Source organism: Modestobacter sp. VKM Ac-2984 (assembly GCF_026967985.1).
In the GTDB taxonomy this organism is placed as follows: Bacteria; Actinomycetota; Actinomycetes; order Mycobacteriales; family Geodermatophilaceae; genus Modestobacter.
Genome location: NZ_JAPVBJ010000012.1, coordinates 86,638 through 109,862 on the forward strand (window position 1 = coordinate 86,638; position 23,225 = coordinate 109,862).

Annotated in this window: 24 protein-coding genes and 1 riboswitch; of the genes, 12 read left to right on the forward strand and 12 right to left on the reverse strand. The window is 75.1% G+C overall.

Annotated elements, in window-relative coordinates:
- Window positions 1-63: 63 nt before the first annotated feature.
- Window positions 64-858 (reverse strand): SDR family NAD(P)-dependent oxidoreductase, encoded by a 795-nt coding sequence (locus O2W16_RS20995; RefSeq protein WP_269160786.1) that lies wholly within the window; start codon window positions 856-858, stop codon window positions 64-66.
- A gap of 173 nt (window positions 859-1,031) precedes the next feature.
- On the opposite strand from O2W16_RS20995, the gene O2W16_RS21000 reads away from it, so the two are divergent.
- The 3 genes from O2W16_RS21000 (at window position 1,032) to O2W16_RS21010 (ending at window position 3,669) form a co-directional block, all read left to right on the forward strand.
- Window positions 1,032-1,256 carry a hypothetical protein gene (locus tag O2W16_RS21000; RefSeq protein WP_269160787.1) on the forward strand — a complete coding sequence of 75 codons (225 nt, stop codon included), beginning with the start codon at window positions 1,032-1,034 and terminating at the stop codon, window positions 1,254-1,256.
- A gap of 4 nt (window positions 1,257-1,260) precedes the next feature.
- A riboswitch (TPP riboswitch) is annotated at window positions 1,261-1,370 on the forward strand.
- On the forward strand, window positions 1,361-2,371 hold the full coding sequence (locus tag O2W16_RS21005; protein WP_269160788.1) for an alcohol dehydrogenase catalytic domain-containing protein: 1,011 nt from the start codon (window positions 1,361-1,363) through the stop codon (window positions 2,369-2,371). It overlaps the preceding riboswitch by 10 nt.
- 44 nt (window positions 2,372-2,415) lie before the next feature.
- Window positions 2,416-3,669, forward strand: a complete 1,254-nt coding sequence (locus O2W16_RS21010) for an MFS transporter (protein WP_269160789.1) — start codon at window positions 2,416-2,418, stop codon at window positions 3,667-3,669.
- A 7-nt stretch (window positions 3,670-3,676) separates the two neighbouring features.
- Here the strand turns inward: O2W16_RS21010 and O2W16_RS21015 are convergent, their stop codons facing one another.
- Window positions 3,677-4,588, reverse strand: coding sequence for a potassium channel family protein (locus O2W16_RS21015; protein WP_269160790.1), 912 nt, complete (start codon window positions 4,586-4,588; stop codon window positions 3,677-3,679).
- Window positions 4,589-4,642: 54 nt separating this feature from the next.
- Window positions 4,643-5,335 carry a maleylpyruvate isomerase N-terminal domain-containing protein gene (locus O2W16_RS21020; RefSeq protein ID WP_269160791.1) on the reverse strand — a complete coding sequence of 231 codons (693 nt, stop codon included), beginning with the start codon at window positions 5,333-5,335 and terminating at the stop codon, window positions 4,643-4,645.
- A 178-nt stretch (window positions 5,336-5,513) separates the two neighbouring features.
- Here O2W16_RS21020 and O2W16_RS21025 point away from each other — a divergent pair, with 178 nt between their 5' ends.
- The gene (locus O2W16_RS21025) at window positions 5,514-5,819 is read left to right on the forward strand and encodes a UBP-type zinc finger domain-containing protein (protein ID WP_269160792.1); all 306 of its coding nucleotides are present in this window, start codon (window positions 5,514-5,516) and stop codon (window positions 5,817-5,819) included.
- Window positions 5,820-5,840: 21 nt separating this feature from the next.
- Here O2W16_RS21025 and larA read toward each other — a convergent pair whose 3' ends face one another.
- Window positions 5,841-7,112: a nickel-dependent lactate racemase gene (gene larA, locus O2W16_RS21030; RefSeq protein WP_269160793.1), complete on the reverse strand. Its 1,272-nt coding sequence runs from the start codon at window positions 7,110-7,112 to the stop codon at window positions 5,841-5,843.
- Between the two features lie 96 nt (window positions 7,113-7,208).
- Between larA and O2W16_RS21035 the strand changes: the two genes are divergently transcribed.
- Complete coding sequence (locus O2W16_RS21035; protein ID WP_269160794.1) at window positions 7,209-7,580, forward strand: PaaI family thioesterase; 372 nt, start codon at window positions 7,209-7,211, stop codon at window positions 7,578-7,580.
- A 29-nt stretch (window positions 7,581-7,609) separates the two neighbouring features.
- The gene (locus tag O2W16_RS21040) at window positions 7,610-8,587 is read left to right on the forward strand and encodes a phosphotriesterase family protein (RefSeq protein WP_269160795.1); all 978 of its coding nucleotides are present in this window, start codon (window positions 7,610-7,612) and stop codon (window positions 8,585-8,587) included.
- A gap of 4 nt (window positions 8,588-8,591) precedes the next feature.
- Here the strand turns inward: O2W16_RS21040 and O2W16_RS21045 are convergent, their stop codons facing one another.
- Entirely contained in the window at window positions 8,592-9,050 is a 459-nt protein-coding gene (locus O2W16_RS21045; protein ID WP_269160796.1) for a hypothetical protein, read from the reverse strand.
- A gap of 282 nt (window positions 9,051-9,332) precedes the next feature.
- On the opposite strand from O2W16_RS21045, the gene O2W16_RS21050 reads away from it, so the two are divergent.
- The 5 genes from O2W16_RS21050 to O2W16_RS21070 all read left to right on the forward strand — a co-directional run bounded on the left by O2W16_RS21050 (window position 9,333) and on the right by O2W16_RS21070 (window position 18,609).
- The gene (locus tag O2W16_RS21050; RefSeq protein WP_269160797.1) at window positions 9,333-10,139 is read left to right on the forward strand and encodes a TetR/AcrR family transcriptional regulator; all 807 of its coding nucleotides are present in this window, start codon (window positions 9,333-9,335) and stop codon (window positions 10,137-10,139) included.
- Between the two features lie 132 nt (window positions 10,140-10,271).
- Window positions 10,272-11,090 (forward strand): PRC and DUF2382 domain-containing protein, encoded by an 819-nt coding sequence (locus O2W16_RS21055; RefSeq protein ID WP_269160798.1) that lies wholly within the window; start codon window positions 10,272-10,274, stop codon window positions 11,088-11,090.
- A gap of 161 nt (window positions 11,091-11,251) precedes the next feature.
- The gene (locus O2W16_RS21060; protein WP_269160799.1) at window positions 11,252-11,923 is read left to right on the forward strand and encodes a hypothetical protein; all 672 of its coding nucleotides are present in this window, start codon (window positions 11,252-11,254) and stop codon (window positions 11,921-11,923) included.
- A gap of 184 nt (window positions 11,924-12,107) precedes the next feature.
- Window positions 12,108-12,347 carry a hypothetical protein gene (locus tag O2W16_RS21065; protein ID WP_269160800.1) on the forward strand — a complete coding sequence of 80 codons (240 nt, stop codon included), beginning with the start codon at window positions 12,108-12,110 and terminating at the stop codon, window positions 12,345-12,347.
- A gap of 157 nt (window positions 12,348-12,504) precedes the next feature.
- Window positions 12,505-18,609 (forward strand): DUF4011 domain-containing protein, encoded by a 6,105-nt coding sequence (locus tag O2W16_RS21070; RefSeq protein WP_269160801.1) that lies wholly within the window; start codon window positions 12,505-12,507, stop codon window positions 18,607-18,609.
- A 36-nt stretch (window positions 18,610-18,645) separates the two neighbouring features.
- On the opposite strand, the gene O2W16_RS21075 is transcribed toward O2W16_RS21070, so the two are convergent.
- Together O2W16_RS21075 and O2W16_RS21080 are read right to left on the reverse strand one after the other, a co-directional pair.
- On the reverse strand, window positions 18,646-19,257 hold the full coding sequence (locus tag O2W16_RS21075; protein ID WP_269160802.1) for an HD domain-containing protein: 612 nt from the start codon (window positions 19,255-19,257) through the stop codon (window positions 18,646-18,648).
- Window positions 19,258-19,294: 37 nt separating this feature from the next.
- Entirely contained in the window at window positions 19,295-19,480 is a 186-nt protein-coding gene (locus O2W16_RS21080) for a hypothetical protein (protein ID WP_269160803.1), read from the reverse strand.
- A 31-nt stretch (window positions 19,481-19,511) separates the two neighbouring features.
- Between O2W16_RS21080 and O2W16_RS21085 the strand changes: the two genes are divergently transcribed.
- Window positions 19,512-19,688, forward strand: a complete 177-nt coding sequence (locus O2W16_RS21085; protein WP_269160804.1) for a hypothetical protein — start codon at window positions 19,512-19,514, stop codon at window positions 19,686-19,688.
- A gap of 28 nt (window positions 19,689-19,716) precedes the next feature.
- On the opposite strand, the gene O2W16_RS21090 is transcribed toward O2W16_RS21085, so the two are convergent.
- From O2W16_RS21090 to O2W16_RS21110, 5 genes are all read right to left on the reverse strand, one after another.
- The gene (locus O2W16_RS21090; RefSeq protein ID WP_269160805.1) at window positions 19,717-19,860 is read right to left on the reverse strand and encodes a hypothetical protein; all 144 of its coding nucleotides are present in this window, start codon (window positions 19,858-19,860) and stop codon (window positions 19,717-19,719) included.
- Window positions 19,861-19,953: 93 nt separating this feature from the next.
- Complete coding sequence (locus tag O2W16_RS21095) at window positions 19,954-20,640, reverse strand: hypothetical protein (RefSeq protein ID WP_269160806.1); 687 nt, start codon at window positions 20,638-20,640, stop codon at window positions 19,954-19,956.
- Between the two features lie 19 nt (window positions 20,641-20,659).
- A complete protein-coding gene (locus O2W16_RS21100; RefSeq protein WP_269160807.1) occupies window positions 20,660-21,628 on the reverse strand; it encodes a TIGR03557 family F420-dependent LLM class oxidoreductase in 969 nt (322 codons plus the stop codon).
- Between the two features lie 71 nt (window positions 21,629-21,699).
- Window positions 21,700-22,368: a biosynthetic peptidoglycan transglycosylase gene (locus O2W16_RS21105; RefSeq protein WP_269160808.1), complete on the reverse strand. Its 669-nt coding sequence runs from the start codon at window positions 22,366-22,368 to the stop codon at window positions 21,700-21,702.
- 289 nt (window positions 22,369-22,657) lie between these two features.
- Window positions 22,658-23,134, reverse strand: a complete 477-nt coding sequence (locus O2W16_RS21110; RefSeq protein ID WP_269160809.1) for an NUDIX domain-containing protein — start codon at window positions 23,132-23,134, stop codon at window positions 22,658-22,660.
- Window positions 23,135-23,225 lie beyond the last annotated feature (91 nt).

Below are 23,225 nucleotides of genomic sequence, written 5' to 3' on the forward strand. Positions count from 1 at the left end.
AGCTCCCGGCCGCGCACGGGCAGTGGGACCGGCTGCTGGCCGGGAGCCGACGCCGTCGGGGTGTCAGTCGCGCGGCTTCGCGATCACCTCGTGCACGGAGGACTTCACCGAGTCGGGCAGGACCTTGCTCATCGCCTCCTGCGCCCGGGTCATCAGCGAGCCGGCGAGGACCTCCTTCTTCCCGGCCATGAGCCCCTCGAAGCCCTGCGCGGCGACCTTGGCCGGGTCGTCCTTGGGCCCCTCGCCCATGGCCGTGTCCTCCAGGTCCGCCCGGGGGAAGAAGTCGGTGTCCGTGGGGCCGGGCATCAGCGAGGTGATCGTGACGGCGGAGTCCTTGAGCTCCTGCTGCACGGCCTCGGTCAGCGACTGGACGAAGGACTTGGAGGCGTTGTAGACCGGCTGGTAGGCCCCGGGCATGGTCGCCGCGACCGAGGAGGTCACCAGCACCCGCCCGGCGTTGCGGCCGGTCATCTGCACGAGCACGAGCTTCAGCAGTGCGGCGGTGGAGACCACGTTGAGCTGCATGACCGCCAGGTCCTCGGCCCAGTCGGTGTCGACGAACGCACCCCCACGGCCCACGCCGGCGTTGAGCGCGGCGGCGTCCAGCGGCCGGCCGAGGCCCAGCACCCGGTCCCACAGCTGCTCGATCCCCTCAGGGGTGCGCAGGTCGGCCTGGACGGCGATCACCTCGGTGCCCTCGCCGCGCAGCTTCGCCGCCGCGGTGTCGATGCCGGCGTCCTCGGCGTCGATCACCAGGTCGAAGCCGTGCTGGGCGAACTGCTTGGCGAGCTCGAAGCCGATCCCGCTGGACGCCCCGGTCACCAGGGCGAGCGGCGTGGTCGGCGTGGTGTCAGTCATGCCCGCGCGGTACCCGGCTCCAGCCGGACCTCACCCGCCGGCGACCACCTTTTCGGTTCGCCGGCGTCCGATCCCCGGTGCTGGTGGCCGCACCCGGGGTCAGGGAGCGCGGCCAGGGAGCACCCTGGCACCCCCTGCTGACGGTTTCCTGTGCGTCGGCTCAGACTCGACCCATGACCGAGGACACCGGGCCGGCCGGGAACGCCGGCGTGATCTGTTCGGCGAAGGGCTGCCGGGAGCCGGCGTCCGTCGTCCTGGTGTGGAACAACCCGAAGGTGCACACGCCCGACCGGGAGAAGACCTGGACCGCGTGCGAGGCGCACCGCGAGCAGCTCTCGCACCACCTGGCGATCAGGTCGTTCCTGCGCCGCGTCGAGCCGGTCACCCCCCTGCGGTAGCTTCAGCGGCGCACACGGGAGCCCGGGCGCGGGCTGAGAAGGCGGACGACCACCGCCGACCGTCCACACCTGATCCGGTTCATGCCGGCGGAGGGAGCTGCTCGATGCTCGCTGCTCGATTCCACGCACCCGGTCGACCCCTGGCCCTGGACGACGTCCCGGTGCCCGAGCCGGCCCCCGACGAGGTGCGGGTGCGGGTGCGCGCGGCCGGGGTCTGCGGCACCGAGCTGCACTTCACCGACGGCCTGTACGCCCCGTCCCGGACGCCGATGACCCTGGGCCACGAGGCGGCCGGCACGGTCGACGCGGTCGGTTCCGCGGTCACCGGCTGGGCCGAGGGCGACCGGGTCGCCGTCTACTACTACCTGTTCTGCGGCAGCTGCCGCTGGTGCCTGCGCGGCCGGCAGAACCTGTGCCTGGCCCCGCGCGGCGTGCTCGCCTTCGCCGCGGACGGCGCCTTCGCCGAGCAGCTCGTGGTGCCGGCGCACTGCCTGGTCCGGTTGCCCGACGAGCTCTCCTTCGAGGCGGCCGCACCGCTGTGCTGCGCCGGCACCACCGCGGTGCACGCACTGACCGAGGCCGGGGTCGAGCCCGGTGACGTGGTGGTCGTGCTCGGCGCCGGCGGCGTGGGCCTGGCCGCGGTGCAGGAGGCCCGGCGACGCGGCGGCGTGGTCGTGGCCGTCAGCCGGGACGACGCCCGCCGGTCGGCCGCCCGGTCTGCCGGGGCCGTGGCCGCGGTCTCCCCCGCCGAGCTCGCCGAGACGGTGGCCCGGCTGCCCGGCGGGCAGGGCGCCGACGTCGTCGTCGAGCTCGCCGGGGTGACGGCGACCCTGGAGCTGGCGACGGCGGTGCTCGGCCGCCGCGGCCGGCTGGTGCTGGTCGGCTACAGCGCCGACGCACTGACGGTGAGCCCGCTGGGGATGGTGGTCGCCGAGCAACGGGTGATCGCCAGCGTGGGCAGCACGCTGGCCGAGCTGGAGCAGGCGGTGTCCCTGGCCGCAGCGGGGCAGCTCGCACCGCCGGTGGCCGGCCGGATGCCGCTGACCGAGGTCAACGAGGCGCTGGACCGGCTGCGCGCCGGGGACGTCGCGGGCCGGCTCGTGCTCGTCCCCTGACGCCCCGCAGTCGCGCGCCGGGCGGCGTGTGAGGATCAGCGCTCGTGCGACCACGCGGCAAGGACACCCCCCTCCCCCGGGAGGTCGGCGTCCTGGCGATCGTCGCCTTCGTCGTCGCGCTCGGCTTCGGCATCGTCGCCCCGGCGATCCCGCTGTTCGTCCGCGACTACGGGGTCGGCACCACGGCCGTCGGGTTCGCCATCAGCGCCTTCGCCTTCTTCCGGTTCATCTCCGCCTTCGCCGGGGGGTCGCTGGTCGAGCGGATCGGCGAGCGGGCGGTGCTCGCCGCCGGGCTGGCGATCGTCGCGGTCGCCACCGCCGCGGCGGCCCTGGCCGGCAACTTCCCGCTCTTCGTCGCCCTGCGCGCCGCCGGCGGGGTGGGCAGCGCGATGTTCACCGTGGCCGCCCTCTCGCTGCTGCTGCGCACGGCACCTGCGGCGCAGCGCGGCCGGGCGGCGGCCACCTACCAGGGCGGTTTCATCCTCGGCGGCATCGCCGGCCCGGCAGCCGGTGGGTTCCTGGCCGAGATCTCGCCGCGGCTGCCGTTCTTCGTCTACGGCGGCTTCCTGCTGATCGCCGGGGTCGTCGCGCTGGTCCTGCTGCGGCCGTCCGCGCTGCCCCCGGTGACCGGGGTGGCGACCGGCGTGCCGCCGTCCCTCGACCAGGTCAACGCCGGCGGGCCCTCGACCGCGGCCGTGCCCCCGGCGGGTGCCGACGGCGGGGGGCTGCGCGCGGCGCTGCGGTCCCGGGCCTACGTCGCGGCGCTGGTGGCCAACCTCGGCGTGGGCTGGGTGCTGTTCGGCGTCCGCAACTCGCTGGTGCCGCTCTACGTGACCGAGGAGCTGGGCAAGACGGTGGCCTGGGCCGGCGCCGGGCTGCTGGCCGGGTCGGTGGCCCAGGCCGTCGGGCTGCTGCGGGCGGGGCGGCTGTCGGACACCTGGGGCCGCCGGCCCTCGCTCCTGCTGGGGTCGGGGCTGGCAACCGCGGCGATCGCCGTCCTGGCGCTGCCGCCGACGACCGCGGCGTTCCTGCTCTCGATGGCCACCTTCGGGCTGGGCGCCTCCCTGCTGGCCAGCGTGCCGGCCGCGGTGGTCGGTGACGTCAGCCCCGCCCGGGGCGGGCGGGTGGTGGCGGTCTTCCAGATGGTCGCCGACCTGGGCGCGGTGGTCGGGCCGCTGGCCGCCGGCTGGCTCACCGACACCTTCTCCTACCAGGTCGCCTTCGCCGTCAGCGCGGCCGTGTTGGGTGCGGCGCTGCTCGCTGCGCTGGCGATGCCACGGGAGCGCCCGGCCAGCTGAGCCGCCGTCAGCGGCGGTGCGCCGTCCCATGACCGTGGTCGGCCGCGTAGGCGGCCAGGACGTCGGCCACGGAACCGCCGCCGCCGTTGAGGAAGTGCGCGTCCACGACCCGGCTGAAGTCGGCGACGGCGTGCGCCAGGAGCTCGCCACCCACCCGCACGTCGGCTCGTGGGGCCGTGCGCGCGGTGGCGCTGAGCAGGACCGCGACCTCGATCACGGCCGGCAGCGAGGACTCCGTCTCGCTGTCGCGGAAGTAGTAGGTCTCGGCGTACTGGGTGAGGTCGATCCGGGCCTGCGCGAGGTCAGCGGCCAGGTCCGCCAGCACCGGGGCGGCCAGCTGCCCCTGCGGATCGGTGAGCAGCGCGGCGGAGTCGACCCGGCGCAGCAGGGACAGCCGCAGCGCCAGGGCACGGCGGCGGACCAGCGCAGGATGGATCTGCAGCACCCAGCTGACCGCCGCGGTGAGCAGCGCGAAGCCGAGCAGCGCCTGGACCGGGACGACGATCCGCAGCCAGTCCGCCGTCGGCACGATGTCACCGAAGCCCAGCGTCCCCAGCGTCACCAGCGTCACCAGCGAGACGTAGAGCGCGTCCAGGAACCCGCGCCGCTGCTGCGGCTCCAGTGCGCCCTCCAGCGCGAAACCGTCGGCCAGGTGCGGCCAGTAGACCAGCGCGAAGCCCACCGCCGTCAGCGCCACCCAGGCGAAGACGACGACCACCAGGGCCAGGGGCCCGGCCAGCACGCTGGCCCGACCTCGTGCCCGGGGCCGCCGCCCGGCCCACCACACGACCGCCATCACCCGCCGGCTCAGCTGTCCCCGCCCGCTGGGGTGCCACAGGGTGTGGAAGACGTCCCGCAGCACCACGAGCAGCACAGCAGCGCCGGCCGCGCTCACCGCCCAGACCTGCACGCTCCCCACGGGCTCAGCCTGCCGACCGGCCCGGACCGGTCCCGCGGCGGGTCCCCCGGCGGGTCAGAGCCAGGCGGCCAGGGTCGGCACCGGCCCGTCGGCCTGCAGCTCCTCCCCCGTGCTGCGTCCGGTGACCCACGCCGCGACCGCCGGCAGCGGGCCGGCGACGGCCAGGGCACCGGTGCCCCACTCACGGTCACCGGCGAACAGGGCGACGTCGGGCACGGTGTCGCGGCGGTCCCACATCCGGAACACGTCGTCGACCAGCGCGGCCAGCACGTCGTCCGGGAGGTCTGTGAAGGCGACTCCCTCGTCGAGGTCGACGGCGTGCACCCACACCTCCCGGCAGCGCATCCAGGGCACCTCCGCGGCCGGCACCTGGCGCCCCTGGGCGGTGCGCACCTGCGCAGCCCAGGCCTCCTCGGGCATACCCCGGATGGCGGCCGCCAAGCGGCCGGTCGCCGCGACCACCGCCGCGCGCAGTTCGGGCGCCGGCAGCTGCGCCGCCTCGTCGATCTGGGCGTCCCGCGCCTCGGTCGAGGCGTACATCGGCGTCTCCACCCCGGTACGCGCCCAGGTGAGCAGGTTGACCAGCGCGTCGGCGTTCGCGGCCAGGTGCGCCAGGAGGTGCCGCCGGGTCCAGCCGGCCAGCAGCGAGGGCGCGTCCAGCTCCTCGTCGGTCAGCCGGCCCAGCGCCGTCCCGAGGAGTCGCTCGCCGTCCTCCCACCAGCCGAGCGTCTCGACCGGGGCGGTCATCGGCGGGTTCCGGTGGTCGTGTGCGGGGCGTCCATGTCGCCACCCTGCCGCGCCGCACGCCGGTGTGCCAGAGCTGGCGGTCGGGACTACCGCCGTCCCCGTCCGCCCGGTTGGATGGGCCTGCCCCCGCCGGCCGCCCACCGGCGGTCCCCGTCGACGGCAGCGACCGGAGGTCCCCGTGCCCGCGAGCGCCGCCCCCGGCTGGCGGGTGGAGACCGGTGCCGTCTGCGGGCACGCCGCCGGGCTGCCGGCGGCGTCCGGCCCGGCCGAGGCGTGCGCGGACTGCCTGCCGATCGGCGGGCAGTGGGTGCACCTGCGGCGCTGTCTGAGCTGCGACCACGTGGCGTGCTGCGACTCCTCGCCGCACCGGCACGCCACCGCGCACGCCACCGCCACCGCGCACCCGGTGGTCGCCTCCGCCGAGGCGCGCGAGCACTGGGCCTGGTGCTACCCCGACCGGGCCCTGCTCCTGCCCTCCCCCTGACCCCCGCCGGAGGGGGACGGCTCAGCTGCGGACGTAGGGGATGGTCTGCGGCCCCTCGGGCAGCGCACAGACCCGGGCGCCGGGGCCTGCGGCGGCGACCGCCTCCGCGACGGTGGCCGCGATGTCCGTGGTCTGCGCCAGGTGCGCCTCGGCCAGCTGGGCGTCGGTGAGGTGGTCGGTGTGCATGACCACCCGGTGGGCCGACTGGATGCGCGCCTGGATCTGCACCTGCCACTGGTCGGGCACGGTCTGCTCGCGGGCGGAGATCAGCTCCAGCAGCGCCTCCGGTGACGCCGCCGAGGTGAGCACCTCCCGGTAGGAGCCGTGATCGGGGAAGCCGTCCTCGCAGGCGGCGGCGCAGACGATCAGCCCGTCGGGCCGGGTGACCTGCGCGGCCGCCGACATGCCCTTCACCGACTGGTAGAGGTTCTGGTCCAGCGGGAACCCCGAGCCGGTGGTGACGACGACGTCGAACGGCGCGTCCACCGGCGCCATCGCCACCTCGCGGGCCCGCTCGATCGCGACCGCGTGCATCTCCAGGGTGTCCCCGCCGAACGCGGCGATGACCTCCTGGCGGGTGTTGAGCACGACGTCGAAGGAGTAGGTGACGTCGGTGCCGGCGGTGATCGCCCGGACGTCGTCGTGCACCGGGTTGCCCTGGGTGACGCCCCAGGTCGCCCGCGGGTCACCGATCCGCTTCGCGTCGTGCAGGACGAGCACCGTGTCCAGGGCGGCCAGGCCGGGGGCGACCATCTTCGGGCCGCCGGAGAACCCGGCGAAGAAGTGCGGTTCGACGAAGCCGGTGGTCAGCCGGACGTCGGCGTCCACCCACTGCTCGTTCAGCCAGACCGGCACGCCGTCGCCGAAGGTGCCCATCCAGCGGTGCGTGTCGCTCGCCCGGGAGTCGTGGTTGACGATCCGCACGGTGTCCACGACCTCGTCGCCGAACATCGCGCGCAGCTCGGCGTCGGTGTTGGCCCGGTGGGTGCCGGTGGCGACCAGGACGACGACGTCCTCCAGCCGGACGATGCCGTCGAGCTCCTCCAGCACCGCCGGGATCATCAGGTGCCGGGGCTGGGCGCGGGTGCCGTCGCAGGCCGAGATCGCCACCGTCTGCCCCGGCCGCACCCGCTCGCGCAGCGGCAGCCCGCTCACCGGCTCGCGCAACGCCCGGCGCAGCTCGGCGGCGACGTCCGGGGCGGCCGGGTGCTGCACGGGGGTGATCACCGCTGCGTCGTCCGGGAGCTCGACGGGGAGCCCCCCGCGCCCGTAGGCGAGCGTCACCTGCTGCACGTCGTCCTCCTGGAGCCGGGTGCCCCATCAGACCACCTGACCGCCCATCCCACCGGACGACCGTGTGCCGCCGCCCGCCCCGGGTAGCGGCGGTGGATGAGCGACACGAGCTTCGTGGAGACCCTGGGCGTGTACGGCCGGACGGCGGAGGACGGCACGGCGCAGCTGCGGCTGGACATCACCGACCGACACCTCAACGAGGCGGGCACGCTGCACGGCGGGGTGCTGGCCACCCTCGTCGACACCGCCATGGGCCACGCCGTGCGCAGCCGCACCGGGGAGGACGGCGTCCCGGCCACCAGCCAGCTGACCGTCACCTACCTGCGCCCGGGCGGGCCCGGCACCCTCCAGGTCACCGGCCGGGTCAGCAAGCAGGGCCAGCACCTGACGGTGTGCGAGGCCGACGTCGAGCAGGATGGCCGCAGCCTGGTACACGCCGTCGCCACGTTCGCGGTGCTGCACCGGTGACCTGACCCGCGTCGAGCAAGGGAGCTCGCATGCCCACCGTGCACACCGTCCGCGGCCCGATCGACACCGCCGACCTCGGCCGCACCCTCATGCACGAGCACGTCTTCGTGCTCTCCACCGAGCACCAGCAGAACTACGGCACCGGCGACTGGTGGGACGAGGAGGAACGGGTCGCCGACGCCGTCACCAAGCTGAACGAGCTGAAGGGCCTGGGGATCGACACGATCGTCGACCCGACGGTGTGGGGGCTGGGCCGCTACCTGCCGCGGGTGCAGCGGGTGGCGGCGCAGACCGAGCTGAACATCATCGTGGCCACCGGCCTCTACACCTACGACGAGCTGCCGCACCAGTACGCCCACCGCGGGCCGGGCACCCTCATCGAGACCCCGACCGACCCGATGGTCGACGACTTCACCCGGGACGTCCGCGACGGCATCGCCGACACCGGCGTGTACGCCGCCTTCCTCAAGTGCGCCGTCGAGACCAAGGGGCTCACCCCCGGCGTCGAGCGCACCCTGCGGGCCGTCGCCGCCACCCACCGGGAGACCGGGGCACCGATCACGGTGCACACCTCGGCGGCCGCGCAGACCGGCCGGCTCGCGGTCCAGGTGCTCCGCGAGGAGGGCGCCGACCTGACCAAGGTGGTCATCGGGCACGCCGGCGACAGCAACGACCTCGACCACCTCAAGGAGCTCGCCGACGCCGGCTGCATCCTCGGCATGGACCGGTTCGGGCTGGACCTCTACAACCCGACCAGCGCGCGGGTGGACACGATCGTCGCGCTGGCCGAGCAGGGGTACGCCGACCGGATGGTGCTCAGCCAGGACGCCAGCTGCTACATCGACTGGTTCCCCGGCGAGGCGCGCACCGCGATGACCCAGGCGATGCCGAACTGGAACTTCACCCACGTGCCGCAGGACGTGCTGCCGATGCTGCGCGAGCGCGGGGCGAGCGAAGGGCACCTGGACCAGATGCTGGTCCAGGTGCCCCGGCGGTACTTCGAGTAGCGGGTCAGGCGGGACGGCGGCCGACGAGGCCGCGGGCCGCGGCGAGGGCGTCGGCGTCGAGGGCGTCGACGTCCCCCGCTCGGCGCGCCTTCTCCTGGCCGTCCAGCCAGCTGACGTGGCGCTCCCAGGCGGCCCGCGGCGAGGTGCCGAGCGCCCGGCCGATCTGCTCCCAGTCGGCCCCGCCGCGCAGCGCAGCACGGATGCCGAGCTGGCGGTGGGCGTGGGCCTTGCGGGCGACGACCTCGCCGAGGGCGAGCAGCTCCAGGGCCTCGTCGACGTCCAGCGAAGTGCCGAGGGTCTTGAAGCTGGCCCAGTCGTCGGCGTCGTCCGACCGGTCGTTCGGGCCGTCGATGGCGACGTTGTCGCGCCGGCTCAGGAAGTCCAGCCGGGTCACGGCGGTCGTGAGCGAGAACTCGCTCTCCAGCACCTCGGGGGTGGTGGCGACCTCAGGCACAGTGGTCATGAGGACCAGCATTTCCCGAACCCGGGCGGCTGTAACGCGATCGTGACCATTGTCTCGTGTACAGCCGAGTGGCCTCGCACACGGTGGTCGGCCACACGCAGCACGTGCCCGAGCTGCCCCCCTGCGCCCTGTCCCGTACAACTCGGATGCGGACGACGCCGGGCGAGGAGCCCGCAGTGCCGGCCGGCACATCGGCGCGCGCAGTGACCCACCCGCCCGGGCCAGCCGCACGGGAGCTGGGCGGCGGCGAGGACAGTGGAGGGCGACACGAGGAGGTGGACGGTGCCCACGATCAGCGAACAGACGAGCGACGACGTGCGTGATCCCGACCTGGTGGCCGTGCAGGAGGGCCCCGAGGCAGCCGGGGAACTGACCCGCCCGGCCGGTCTGGACCGGGAGAAGATCCTGCAGGCCGCCATCGACTTCATCGACGAGCAGGGCCTGGCCGCCCTCACCATGCGCCGGCTGGGCTCCTCCCTCGGCGTCGAGGCGATGGCGCTCTACCGCTACGTGCCCGGCCGGGAGGACCTGCTCGACGGGGTCGTCGACCGGGTCGTCGAGACGCTGTGGGACGACCGGGACGGCGACGACATCCACATCGTCGACCACTCCGGCTGGCAGGACTACCTGGTCCGGTTGGCCCACGGCATGCGCCGCATCGCCCTCGCCCACCCGGCGGTGTTCCCCCTCGTGGTCAGCCGTCCCCCGGCCGCCCCCTGGGTGCGCCCGCCGCTGCGGAGCCTCCGGCTGGTCGAGTCCTTCCTCGGCACCCTGCGCGAGGGCGGCTTCTCCGACCAGGCCGCCGTGGCCGCCTACCGGGCCTACTCCAGCTTCCTGCTCGGCCACCTGCTGCTCGAGGTCACCCAGATCGGTGCCCAGGTGAGCCTGCTGGACCAGCCCGAGGGCGACGAACAGGCCCAGCAGGAGACCGACATGAGCGAGTACCCGAACCTGGCGCGGACCGAGTCGCTGCTCGGCCAGGACAGGTCGGCGGCCGAGTTCGAGGAGTCCCTGGAGAACCTCCTGGACCGGCTGGAACGGGTGCTGCACGAGGCGAGGAACTCCGGCGGCGACGTCGGCGACCTCTGATCGCGCACGGGCGCTCCGGCCCGGTCACGGAATCTGGCCTGCAGTCGTTTACGCCGTAAACGGCAGGGCACACAGGCTCCCGGCGGCAACCCCACCGTGGTCGCCCCAGTCCACCCAGCCCCGGAGGCACGCGTGATCACCCAGCAGGACATCACCACCATCATCGGCACCAACGCCGTGGACACCGACGGCGACAAGCTGGGCAAGGTCGGCCAGGTCTACCTCGACGACCAGACCGGCAGCCCGGAGTGGGCCACGGTCAGCACCGGCATGTTCGGCACCTCGGAGACCTTCGTCCCACTGGCCGACGCCTCGGTCGCCGACGGGATCCTGCGCGTCCCCTACCAGAAGTCCAAGGTCAAGGACGCTCCCCGGATCGACGCCGACCAGGGTCACCTCAGCCCGGAGGAGGAGACCGAGCTCTACCGCTACTACGGCGTGGGCGTCGGCACCGAGACCGCCCGGGTCGACACCGGCCGCGTGGACACTGCCCGCGTCGACACCGACCGCCGCGACACCGACCGCCGCGACACCGTGGGCCACGACACCTCCGGCCCGACGACCGACGACGCGATGACCCGCTCCGAGGAGCAGATCCGGGTCGGCACCGAGCGGGTCGAGACCGGCAAGGCCCGGCTGCGCAAGTTCGTCGTCACCGAGGACGTGACGACGACCGTCCCGGTCTCCCACGAGGAGGTCCGGATCGAGCGCGAGCCGATCACCGACGCCAACCGGGACGAGGCGCTGGCCGGCCCGACGATCTCGGAGGAGGAGCACGAGGTCGTGCTGCACGCCGAGCGCCCGGTGGTGGCCAAGGAGGCCGTGCCGGTCGAGCGCGTGCGCCTGGACACCGAGACGGTCACCGAGCAGGAGACCGTGACCGACACGGTCCGCAAGGAGCAGATCGAGACCGAGGGCGTCGACGCCGTCCGGGGCACCGACCGCCGGTGACCCACCGGGGTGGTCCGCCCACCCGGCGGACCACCCCGTCGCTCCCGCACCCCCCGCACCACCCCCGCGACCGGGCCGGCCCGCCCGTCGCCCTGCACTCGTCACGATCGGCGCGCGGCTGCTCGCCCGCCGATCGTGACGACCTCCTCCCTGGAGCCCCCATGACCGGCAGCACCACTCCCTCCGACCCGGCCGACCGCGGCACCTCGCTCGGCGACCGGACGACCAGCTTCCGCAACAACGAGGTGACCCCCGACACCGGCGCCCGCGCCAGCCGGGGCGTGGCCCGCGACGCCGTCGACCGTCAGCACGACCGTTTCGGCGGCATCAAGTGGGGTGCCGCCTTCTTCGGCTGGCTGTCCGCCAACGGCCTCGCCGTCCTGCTCATCGCCATCGTCTCCGCCGCCGGGGTGGCCGTCGGCCTCACCGAGACCGTCGCGTCCGTCGAGGAGGCCACCGACAACGCCGGCGGCATCGGGGTCGGCGGCGGCATCGCGCTGCTCGTCATCCTCTTCCTGGCCTACCTGGCCGGCGGCTACGTCGCCGGGCGGATGGCCCGCTTCGACGGTGCCCGGCAGGGCATCGCGGTGTGGGTGATCGGCCTCCTGGTGGTGCTGGCCCTGGCCATCGCCGGCGCGGTCCTCGGCTCGCAGTACAACGTGCTCTCCGAGCTGGACCTGCCGCGCATCCCGATCGACGAGGGCACCCTCACCACCGCCGGCATCATCGCCCTGGTCGCCGTCCTGGTGGTCACGCTGCTCGGGGCCGTGCTCGGTGGCAAGCTGGGCGAGCGCTACCACCGCAAGGTGGACCGGGCGGGCTTCACCGCCTGACCGCCCCGGACCGGGCAACTGGTCCGCGCACGCAGCACGTCCCGTACCGCCATCGTCGGCCTGGGAGAGGCCGACGGTGGCGGTGCTGCTGCGTCCGGGGCCGCTGGGGCTGGTGAGGTGACACCGCGGACACGGTGCGCGTGTTGCGCGCGTCGGAGCCGCCACCGTCTCAGATCGTGGCGCCATGGCCTTCCCGTACCGCACGGCCCGCGCCGTGATGATGGTCGGGTCGCTGAACGACCCGGCCGGCCAGACAGCCCGGCTGATCGGACCGGCGCACGCCACCCTGGGGCTCAGCGGTGCCCGCGGTCGCACGGCTCTCTGCGGCGCCTACGTCGCCCGGGACGAGCAGGTGCCGTGGCCGCCGGAGCCTGGGCTCTGCGACGACCTCTGCTCGGACTGCAGCACCCTCGCCCGGCTCTGACGCCGCTCGTCGGCGCCCAGCTCGGACCGGGCTCCGCCGGCTCGCCGGACCCCGGCTGACGGGTGTTCCGTCACGGACCGGCAACTGCTGTCACACCCGTCCCACGGGTGTGGCCCGCCTGAGCGGAACGGTCCGTCCGACCAGGTACACAGACTCCATGCGCATCGCTGCCGACCTCCAGGTGAGCACCGAGGGCCCGGCGGCGGCGTCCTCACCGTCGGTCTCCGTCGAGCTCACGGTCAGCCCGGTGGTCAGCTACGCCCTCGCCGCCCACGCCGTGCCGGTCGTCTCCCGACTCGTCCTCGCCGGCAGCGCGTCCACCCTCCGTGGTGGGGTCCTCCGGCTCTCCGTGCGGGACGCCCAGGGCGACCTCGGCCCCACCGTCGAGCGGCTGGTCGACCTCGAGGCCGGCCGCAGCACCGTGCTCGACGACGTCGGCCTCACCCTGGACCCGGCCACCCTGTGCCAGGGCCAGGAGAGCCGGCCGGGCTGGGTGCACGTGGAGCTGGCAGCCGCGGACCAGGTGCTGGCCGAGCACCGGGTGCCGGTGACGGTCCTGGGCGCCGCCCAGTGGCTGGCTGCTCCCCTGCCGACGGCCCTGGAGGTGCTCGCCGCCCACGTGCAGCCGCAGCACCCGGCGGTCCACACCCTGGTGGCCGAAGCTGCCGCCCTCCTCGAGGAGGGCACCGGCAGCGACAGCCTGACCGGCTACGCCGACGGGCCCGAGCGGGTCGACGAGGTGGTCGAGGCGATCACCTGGGCGGTGCGCCGCCGCGAGGTCCGGCACCGCCAGCCGTCGGCCGGCTGGACGGCGTCCGGCCACCAGGTCCGCGACCCCGGCGAGGTCCTCGACGGCCGGGCCGGCACCTGCCTGGACACCGTCGTCACCCTCGCGGCTGCGCTCGAGCACGCCCACCTCCGCCCGCTGCTCTGGGTGGTGGAGGGGCACGCCTTCCTGGGCTACTGGCGGGAGGAGCGGAGTGCCGAGACGGCTGCGACGACGGAGGTCACGGCCCTGGTCGACCAGGTCGACCGGGGCCTGATCGGCCTGGTCGAGACCACCCTGCTGACCGACCGCGGCAACACCACCCCCGACCTGCACGGTCCGGCCTACACCGCCTGGCTGTCCGGCGACCTCTCCCGGGTCCTCGGCGTCACCGACGTCCACCGTGCCCGCCTCGACGGGATCCGGCCGCTGGCAGGTCGCACCGGCGGGGACGGCGGCACGCAGCAGGAGCCCACGCAGCACCCGGCCGAGGTCCCGGCGCCGACCGACGAGCCCGCGGCGTCCGCGACCGACGACTCCCCGCCCGTGCCGCCGCGGGTGCAGCAGTGGACGGACGCGCTGCTCGACCTGAGCCCGCGCAACCGGCTGCTCGACCTCACCGAGGGCTCCGGGCTGCCGCTGGCGGTGCCGCACGATGCGCTGACCGCGCTGGCGGACCTGGTCACCAGCGGGGCGACGCTGACCCTGCTGCCCAACGGCGGGACCGCCGGGGCGCACGCCGAGCGCGGGGTGCGCGTGGCCCGGGACCTGCCGCCGCAGCAACTGCTCACCGAGCACCGGTCGGTGCACGTCGACGTCCCCCGTGCCGACCACCCGTCCCGACTGCGCGCCCTCGACCACCGGGCGCGGACGGTGGTCGAGGAGACCGGCGCCAACGCCCTGTACCTGGCCCTGGGCAGCCTGGTCTGGGAGGTCGACGGCCGCCCGCTGCGGTCACCGGTGGTGCTCGTCCCGGTCCTGCTCACCCCGGCCGGCCCGGACGGGGGGTACCGGCTCACGGTCGACGAGACCGGGAACAGCGTGCCGAACGCCTGTCTGCTGGAACAGCTCCGCCGGGTGCACGGGCTGACCGTGCCGGGGCTGGCCGCTGCGGCCGAGGACGGCGCTGACGTCGACCTGGCCACCACGCTGCAGGCGCTCGGTGAGGCGTTGGCCGCCGCCGCGCTCCCCCACCGGGTCGAGGCGACCGCGGACCTGGCCGTCCTGCCGGTCGCGGCGCACCGGCTGTGGCGCGACCTCGACGAGCACTGGGCCGAGTTCGCGTCCAGCCCTCTCCTCGCCCACCTGGCGCACTCCCCGACCGAGGCCTTCGCCGACCCGGCACCCGCCCCCGCCGACCCGATCGACCTCGACGAGCTCGCCGCGCAGTGCCCGCTGCCGAGCGATGCCGCCCAGCTGCGTGCGGTCGCCGAGGCGGCCGCCGGAGGGACGTTCGTGCTCGAGGGCCCGCCCGGCACCGGCAAGTCCCAGACCATCGCCAACCTGGTGACCCGGGCCGTCGCCGAGGGCAAGCGGGTGCTGGTCGTCGCCGGCAAGCGCGCCGCGCTCGACGTCCTCGCCCGCCGGCTCGACGCGGTCGGGATGGGCCCGTTCGCGCTAGACCTGCACGACAAGGGCAGCCGGCCCGCCGTCGTCCGGGCACAGATCCGGGCCGCGCTGGAGCATGCGGTGGACGTCGACGCCGCGGGCCTGGCGGCCGACGCGGAGGAACTGCGGTCCGCGCGGCGCAGCCTGCAGCGCTACGCGGAGCAGCTGCACGCCGACAACCCGGCCGGGCTGTCCTGTTACTCCGCCCGCACCGCCGTGCTGGCTGCCGGATCCGGCGTCGACCCGCTGCCGGTGACCGTCCGCTTCGCGGCCCGGGCCACCGCCGAGGTGGTCACCGAGGTGCGCCGGGCGCTGGCGCTGCTGCCCGACATCGCCGGGCTGGCCCGCCCGTCGGCCGGGCACGCCTGGGCGTTCATCGACACCATCGAGGTGGACATCACCGAGGTCCAGCAGGCCGCGGTCGCCGTCGACTCGGCGATCCGGGAGCTGCCGGGCGAGGGTGGGCTGGCCGCGGTGCTGCGCGCCACCGGCACCCCGGAGGACCTGGACGCCCTGGTGCACCTGCTCGGCGGCCCCCGGATCAGCCTGGCGGTGCTCGACGAGGTGCGCACGCCGCGCTGGTCGGCGGCCACCGACGACCTGCTCGGCGAGATCGCCGCCCTGGTCGCCGCACCGCACCCCGGCCTGGACGCCGTCACCCCGGCCGCCCTCGACCTGCCGCTGGCCGACCTGTTCGTGCAGGCCCAGGAGGCCGCGGCGGCGAGCTGGGTGGCCCGGCGCGGCAAGCTGACCGCCGTCCGGGACCAGCTGACCCCGGTGGCGCGCCCGGGGAGCTCCATCAAGCCCGGTGAGGTGCCCGAGCTGACCGCCGCGCTGCGCCGGCTGCAGACCGCCGTCCAGGGCCTGGCCGCCCGGGCCGCCGGCATCCCGGGGCTGCAGGTGCCGCCCGGCTGGAACCCCTTCACCGAGCCCGGCCGGTCGGTGTTCGACGCCGAGGTGCGCTGGCTGCGCCGCGCCGCGGCCACCGTGGACGGGGCCACCGGCTTCCCGGCGGCGGTGCGCCGGTTCCTCACCGCCGGCCCGGTGGCCGACGCGGCCGGCGCCCGCACCGTGGCCCGGCTGCGCGACGCCCTCCGCCAGCTGCTGACGGTCTGCTCCAGCGACTCGGCCCGACTGGCCGCCTGGAGCGGTGAGGACGGCTTGGTGCTGCGCTGGACCATGACCCGGCCCGAGCGGGGCGTCGAGTACGTGCACCCGATGTCGCTGCGCCGGTGGGTCAGCCTGCTGGACACCCTGGAGCCGCTCCGGCTGGCCGGGCTGAGCGAGGCCCGGCTGCAGCTGCTGCACGGTGCCGTGCCCGCCGACGACGCGGTCCACGCCTTCGACCGCGGACTGGCCGAGGCCTCGGTCGGCGAGCGGCAACAGGCCACGGGGCTGGACGCGTTCGACGCCGGGCTGCACGAGCGCACCGTCGCCCGGTTCGCCGCGGCCTCGCGGGCCGTGCGGTCGCACCTGGTCGATGCCGTGCCCGCCGGCGTGCTGGCGGCCCGGTCGTTCGACGCGGCTGCGGCCGACGGCCAGGTCGGTGCCCTGCGGCGTGAGCTGGCCGAGCAGGGCCGCGGCCTGGGCGTGCGCGGGCTGCTGACGACCTACGGCGACCTGATCACCGCGGTCCTGCCGTGCGTGCTGGCCAGCCCGGAGTCGGTGGCGCGCTTCTTCCCCGCGGTCGCCGGCCAGTTCGACCTGGTCGTCTTCGACGAGGCGTCCCAGCTCCGGCTCGCCGACGCCGTCGGTGCACTGGGCCGGGCCCGGGCGGCGGTGGTGGTCGGGGACAGCGAGCAGCTGCCGCCGGCGTCCCCCGGCGATCCGGCCGGCATCGCCGAGGAGGGCCAGGTCGCCGACGAGAGCCGCGCCGAGGAGAGCATCCTCTCCGCCTGCGTGCAGGCCGGGGTGCCGCGGCAGTGGCTGTCCTGGCACTACCGCAGCCAGGACGAGTCGCTGATCGCCTTCAGCAACGCCCACCACTACGGCAACCGGCTGTCCTCCTTCCCGGCACCGGTGCACACCCCAGCCTCCGCCGCCCCGGACGGCCACGGCATCTCCCTGGTGCAGGTCGCCGGCACGTTCCTGCGCTTCGGCCCCGGCGTGCACACGAACCCGGTGGAGGCCCGTGCCGTCGTCGCCGAGGTGCTGCGCCGCTTCTCCCTGGCCGCGACGGCGATCCCGTCGATCGCGGTGATCACCGTGAACGCACCGCAGCGGACGCTGATCGAGGAGCTGCTGCGCGACTCCGGGGACGAGCGCGTGGTCGAGGCGCTGGACTCCGGCGACGGGCTCGTCGTGAAGGACGTCGGCCACGTGCAGGGTGACGAGCGGGACGTCGTCCTGCTCTCCCTCGGGTTCAGCGCGGACGTGCGCGGCCGGGTCCCGCTGGACCTCGGGCCGCTGAGCCGCAGCGGCGGGGAACGCCGGCTCAACGTGGCCGTCACCCGCGCCCGCCGGCAGGTCGTCGTCTTCAGCTCCTTCGCCCCCGAACAGCTGCCCGCCGGGCAGACCGCATCGGTGGGGGTCCAGCGCCTGCGCGCCTACCTCGACCTGGCCGCCCGGGGCACCGACGCCCTCCCCCGCACCGACCGGTCCGCGGAGCTGCACGACGCCCACCGCGACGAGGTGGCCGCCGAGTTGCGTGCCCGCGGCATGGTGGTGCGCACGGACGTCGGGCTGTCGGACTTCCGCATCGACCTGACCGTCGCCCACGGGACGACGCCGGACGCCCCGGTGCTGGCGGTCCTGCTCGACGGCCCGGAGTGGGCGCGGCGCCGCACGGTCGGGGACCGCGACGGCCTCCCGGTCGAGGTGCTGGGTGGACTGATGCACTGGCCGGCGGTGGAGCGGGTGTGGCTGCCGACCTGGCTGGCCGACCGCGAGACCGTGCTCACCGCCTTGGAGGCGGCGGTGGAGGCGGCCTCCCCGGCGCCGTCCGCGGCCGAGCCGGCGACGCCGGAGGAGGTGGAGGAGCCCTACGACGGCCCGCTCGCCGACGTCATCCCGCTCCGCCCGCTCGCGCCCCGGCCGGCCCTGGTCCCCAAGCCCGAACCCGCCCCCGAGCCCGTGGCGGTCGAGCCCGAGCCCGTCGTGGCGGAGCCCGAGCCCGAGCCCGTCGTGGTCGAGCCCGAGCCCGCTCCCGTCCTGGCCGAGCCCGAGTCCCTCGCGGTCGAGCCGGTGGTGGTCGAGCCCGCACCCGTCGTGGAGGCGGCAGCCGTCGCCGAGCCGGTGGCCCCGCAGCCGGCGGAGGCCGCTGCGGCAGCACCGACCAGGCCCGTCGGCAGGCCGACGCCGAAGGCGCCGGCCCGGGTCACCCGCGCGGCCACCACGCCACTGGACGAGGAGCAGCCGTTCATCCCCTGGGCGCCGAGGCAGGCCGGCGACAAGCGGCAGCTGGACCGGTTGACCGATCCCACCGTCGCTCGGCTGGTGCGCCGGGTGCTCACCGCGGGCATCAAGGCGGAGGGCCCGGTGCACCGGGACCGGCTGACCCGGCTCACCGCGGCGGCGTTCGGGCTGTCCCGGGTGACCGAGGCCCGGCGGGACGCGGTGCTGGCGCTGCTGCCGGCCACCGCCGTCGACGGCGACTTCCTGTGGCCGGCCTCGATCGATCGGGAGACGTGGAGCTGGTTCCGCCGTCAGGACAGCAGCACCGACCGGCCGCTGGACCAGGTGGCGCCGCAGGAGATCGCCAACGCCATGGTGGCGCTCTGCCGGGCCCGCAACGGCCTGTCCCGCGACGAGCTGCAGCTGCGGACGCTCGAGGTCTTCGGTCACCGCCGGCGCACCGCCGCCCTGGTGCCGCTGCTGGACGCCGTCCTGACCGGCGCGCTGGCCAGCGGGCGGCTCACCGAGCAGCCGTCCGGCCGGATCACCGTCTGATCCCGGGGCGGCGGGGCCCCGTCCCCGCCGCCCCGGTCAACGCCCGGTGACGGCCGGCCGGTCCAGCGGGTTGGCCCGGACCCGGTCGGCGAAGCCGCCGGCGACGAACTGGCCCGCCAGGGACGACGGTTTGCGCCGCGCCTGCTCGGTGAAGCAGCCGAGGAACTCCTCGGCCAGCCCGAGCCGCGGGAACGCCTCGAGCACCTCCGCGCGGACGTCCGCCGGCCAGTCGTCGGGACGGCGGCCGGAGACGTCCAGCCCGGTGGCCAGCTCCAGCAGGTGACCCTCCGGGTCGGCGGCGACGTCGACCTCCGGGGCCATGTGCGCGACGATGACCTCGGCGGTGCGCCGGCACCGGTCGGCGTCCCACCCGGCGCCGGCGCCGAAGACCCAGGCGACCGCGCCGCCGGCCTCCTCGAACGGCACGGTCGCGCTGTCGAACACCGGCACCAGCCCGATGTCGTGCAGCATCGCCGCGACGTAGAGCAGCTCGGCGTCGAAGGCGATCCCCCGTGCCCGGCCGTACGAGGCGGCCCAGAGGTGGGCGCGCAGGCAGTGGTTCAGCAACACCGGCGAGTGGAACTGCCGGGCCACCTGCAGCGCGGAGGCGGCGGCGGGGCTGTCGGGGACGAGGTCGTCGAGGGGCACGGACGGCAGTCTGGCCGCCGACCGCGCCCCTCGTCCCCTACGCGGCGCGACGTGGCAGGAACCCCGCGATCACCGGCGGGATCCGCCGCGTCCGGTCACCGGCCGGCGCCCAGCCGGTGGCCTGCAGCCAGCCGAGCAGGTCGTGCAGGTCCGGCGCCAGCGCCCGGCCGGCGGCGAGGTCGCCCTGGTCCAGGCTGGAAGAGGCCGGTTCCGTCCGGCGCACGCGGTCAGCCGACGACCGGCGGGTGGTGCTCGTGTCGCTGATCGCGAGCGGTCGGGCACTGCGGCCGCGGGTCGAGCAGATCTGGGCTGAACTCGAGCGGCGCACGGTCGGGGACCTGAGCCAGGCCGACCGCGCGCGGCTGATCGAGCTGCTGAGCTCGATCAGCCGCAACGTCGGTGACGTCGGTCCGAACCCGTACGGGCCCTGACCCCGCTCCGACGGGGGGATGCGCCGGGTCAGCCGCGCCGGGTGGTGCCGGTGCCGCCGCTCTTCTTGCCGCGCATCGAGGAGATGGCGTTCTTGATCTTGGCCTGGTTCTGCGGCTTCTTCGCCTCCGTCATGGCCTTCTTGGCGACAGCGCCCTTGGTGAGCTTGCTCATCAGTCCCATGGTGTTCTCCTTGTTCTCGTCCGACAGGCGTTCCTCTGTCGTTGCCCGCCCAGCGCGCGCTCAACCGGTCCCGGGCGGTCTCGTTCAGCTGGGCGCCGACCGGCCCTCGTCTGCGTCCCGGGCGTCAGAGTCCCCGTCCTCGTCCTCCTCCTCCTCCTCGTCCTCGTCGTCCGGCGCGTCCCCCAGACCGCTGTCCCGGGCCAGCAGGTAGGTCGCCCCGCCCAGCAGCGCGCCGGCGATCACCGACAGGACCACGACGACCGGTGGGCTGACCGGCCCGAGCGCCCAGGTGAGCAGCGAGCGGGAACGCGAGGTCGGGTCAGCCAGCACCACCCCCACGAACACCGCGGCCAACACGCCGGCGCCGGCCGCGAAGACGCCGGAGGCCCGGCCCGTCCAGCCCAGGCGGGCGGCGAGCTCCCGGGCGGCCCGCACGATCCGGCCGGCCCGCAGCACCCGGAGCGCGCCCACCGCCCGGACCAGCCGGAGCAGCTGGACCGGTCCGACGGCGAGCACGATCGCCACCAAAACGGCGAAGCTGAGCGCCAACAACCCCACGTGCCCGCGGATCCAGGCGCGCTTGTCCTCGGCCACCACCAGCAGCACCACTGCCTCGCCGACCAGCACGAAACCGCTGGCGATGTCCACCCACCGGCCGGCGGTGCCCAGCGGCCCGCCGGCGAAGGTCAGGAACATCGCCGGCACCGAGGCCAGCGCCGCGACCAGGACCGGGAGCGCCAGACGGCGTTCCCACCGCTCCTCCCGGCTCACGGCGCACCTCGCACAGCGATCAGGACGACGGGGTCAGCGAACGCACCCGATCGATGAGCTCGCTCTTGCAGACCTCGAGGAACCCGTCGGGGTCCGGACCTGCGTTCTGGAAGACGATGTGGTCGAAGCCGGCGTCGACGTAGGGCTGCGCCTGCTGCACGTGCCGGTCGAGGTCGGGGCCGCAGGAGAACTGGCCCTTGATGTCCTCGGCGGTGACCGTGCTGCTGGCGGCGTCGAAGTTGACCGGGTTCGGCAGCTCGCTCATCACCTTCCAGCCGGACAGCGCCCAGCGGCTGGTCTTCAGCGCCTCCTGCGCGGCGGCGTCCTCGTCCGGCGCCCAGGCCATCGGCACCTCGCAGTACTTCGGCCCGCTGCCACCGTGCTCGGCGTAGGCCTGGACCAGCTCGGGCTTGGGCTCGGTGGCGAAGAGCCCGCTGCCGTACTGGGCCGCGAGCTTGGAGGCCCCCGGACCGCCGCTGGCGACGGCGATCACCGGCAGCTGGTCGGGCAGGTCGAACACGCGGGCGTCCTCGAGCGTGAGGTACGTCCCCTCGTAGGACTGGTAGCCGCCCTGCCACAGCAGGTTGATGATCTCCAGCGCCTCCCGCAGCATGTGATGGCGGATCCGCACCGCCGGCCAGCCGCCGCCGACGACGTGCTCGTTGAGCCGCTCCCCGGCCCCGATGCCCAGGGTGAACCGGTTGCCCGACAAGAGCTGCACCGTCGCCGCCGCCTGGGCGATGACCGCCGGGTGGTACCGGATGATCGGGCAGGTCACCCCGGTGGCCAGGCCGATCCGCTCGGTCTTCGCCGCCATGCTGCCGAGCATCGACCAGGTGAACCCGCTGTGGCCCTGCTCCTCCAGCCACGGGTGGTAGTGGTCGCTGAGCTCGACGAAGTCGAAGCCGGCCTCCTCGGCTGCCACCGTCTGCTCGACGATCTGCATGGGGCTGAAGGCCTCGGTGGCGAGCTTGTAGCCGACCTGCATGGAATGTCCCTCCGTCGTCGCGTGCGTTCCTGACGGCGGTGCCCGGGAGCTCGACACCGGAAACCGGCCGGTCAGCCGGCGACCAGTCCCCAGGGGTCGGCGGCCACCTCGTCGGCCTGGGCGCGGGTCAGCGCACCGACGTCGACCAGCCGGTCCAGCACGTGCTCCTGCCGGGCGGCCGCCCGGTCGGGGTGCTGCACCGGGTCGTAGGCGCTCGGCGCCTGCAGCAGGCCGGCCAGCAGCGCGGCCTGCGCCCAGTCGAGCTCGCCGGGCGGCACACCGAAGTACCCCTGCGCCGCCGCCGTGGCGCCGGTGAAGCCGTGCCCGAAGTACGCGTCGTCCAGGTACATCCGGAGCACCTCCTCCTCGCTCCAGGCGCGGTCCAGCTTGAGCGCCAGCACCACCGCGGAGACGCGGTCGGTGAACCCGTTCGCCCCGTTCTCGTAGAGGTTCTTGGCCAGCTGCTGGTGCAGCGTCGACCCGCCCAGGTCGACGCCGGTCAGCGCGCCCCGGGCCGCGCGCACCACACCGCGCGGGTCGACGCCGGGGTGGCCGTGGAAGTGGCTGTCCTCGGTGGCCAGCACGGCCGCCGACAAGCGCCCCGGGAGCGGGCCGGACAACGCCGGGGCAGCGGCGGCCGCCAGCCGGGCGTCCACCCGGTCCCGGGCGTCGTCGACGTCGGGGGTCAGCTGCCAGGCTGCGACGAGGAACAGCAGACCCGCGACGACGAGCGCGAGCACGGCCCGCCCGGCGCGGCGCAGCGCCCGGCGCCACCGGGACCTCTGCGGGGGAGGCGGTCCCGGTGTCCCAGGGCGCAGCCGGCCCGGCCGGGACGCCGTCGTCACCACGCCGGCCCACGGGCGGACGTCGGGGTGTGCGGTGTGGACATCGGGTGCTCCTCGGCCGGGGTCGGTGCTCCCCCAGTCGACCGTGGCGGGCCCCCGGCACGCGTCGGCCCGCGCGATGATCTTCGCCGTCCCCCCTGCACCCAGGGGAGGACCAGACCCTCCGCTCCCAGGTGGACCCGGGTCAGCCCGGGACGGTCAGCCGCGCGAGCAGCCGGTCCAGGAACGACACCTGGCCGGTGACCAGCTTGGCCCGCGCCTCCGCGACCGGGAACCACCCGGCCCGGTCGATCTCGGGGAACTGCTGGACCCGGCCCGACCGGGGCGGCCACTCCAGGTCGAAGGTGTTGCTGGTGCAGGCCGCTGCATCCAGGTCGCCCTCCCCGGCGAAGACGGTGAGCAGCTTGCCGCTGGTCACCCGCAGCTCACCGAGGTCGAGGAACTGCCTCGCGGGCACCGGCGAGCCCAGCTCCTCGGCGAACTCCCGGCGGGCCACGTCCAGCGGTTCCTCCCCCGGCCCGTGCTCGCCCTTGGGGATCGACCACCCACCGGCGTCCTTCCTCGCCCAGAACGGACCGCCCATGTGCCCGAGCAGCACCTCGACGCCGCCGTCCCCGGCGACCCGGTACAGCAGCACCCCGGCGCTCCTCGTGACTGGCACGTCGAGCAGCGTGCCATGCGCCGGGCCGGGTAATCCGGGTGCGGCCGACCCCCGTCGCGGCGTTGACTGCACCGGCCGCGCGGCACCAGCC

Excerpts from the sequence above, each read along its gene's own strand:
- O2W16_RS21000 (WP_269160787.1), top strand. The coding sequence starts at position 1,032 with ATGACCGAGGACACCGGGCCGGCCGGGAACGCCGGCGTGATCTGTTCG.
- O2W16_RS21020 (WP_269160791.1), bottom strand. The coding sequence starts at position 5,335 with ATGACCGCCCCGGTCGAGACGCTCGGCTGGTGGGAGGACGGCGAGCGA.
- O2W16_RS21005 (WP_269160788.1), top strand. The coding sequence starts at position 1,361 with ATGCTCGCTGCTCGATTCCACGCACCCGGTCGACCCCTGGCCCTGGAC.
- O2W16_RS21035 (WP_269160794.1), top strand. The coding sequence starts at position 7,209 with ATGAGCGACACGAGCTTCGTGGAGACCCTGGGCGTGTACGGCCGGACG.
- O2W16_RS21070 (WP_269160801.1), top strand. The coding sequence starts at position 12,505 with ATGCGCATCGCTGCCGACCTCCAGGTGAGCACCGAGGGCCCGGCGGCG.
- O2W16_RS21045 (WP_269160796.1), bottom strand. The coding sequence starts at position 9,050 with ATGACCACTGTGCCTGAGGTCGCCACCACCCCCGAGGTGCTGGAGAGC.
- O2W16_RS21090 (WP_269160805.1), bottom strand. The coding sequence starts at position 19,860 with ATGAGCAAGCTCACCAAGGGCGCTGTCGCCAAGAAGGCCATGACGGAG.
- O2W16_RS21060 (WP_269160799.1), top strand. The coding sequence starts at position 11,252 with ATGACCGGCAGCACCACTCCCTCCGACCCGGCCGACCGCGGCACCTCG.
- O2W16_RS21040 (WP_269160795.1), top strand. The coding sequence starts at position 7,610 with ATGCCCACCGTGCACACCGTCCGCGGCCCGATCGACACCGCCGACCTC.
- O2W16_RS20995 (WP_269160786.1), bottom strand. The coding sequence starts at position 858 with ATGACTGACACCACGCCGACCACGCCGCTCGCCCTGGTGACCGGGGCG.
- O2W16_RS21065 (WP_269160800.1), top strand. The coding sequence starts at position 12,108 with ATGGCCTTCCCGTACCGCACGGCCCGCGCCGTGATGATGGTCGGGTCG.
- O2W16_RS21100 (WP_269160807.1), bottom strand. The coding sequence starts at position 21,628 with ATGCAGGTCGGCTACAAGCTCGCCACCGAGGCCTTCAGCCCCATGCAG.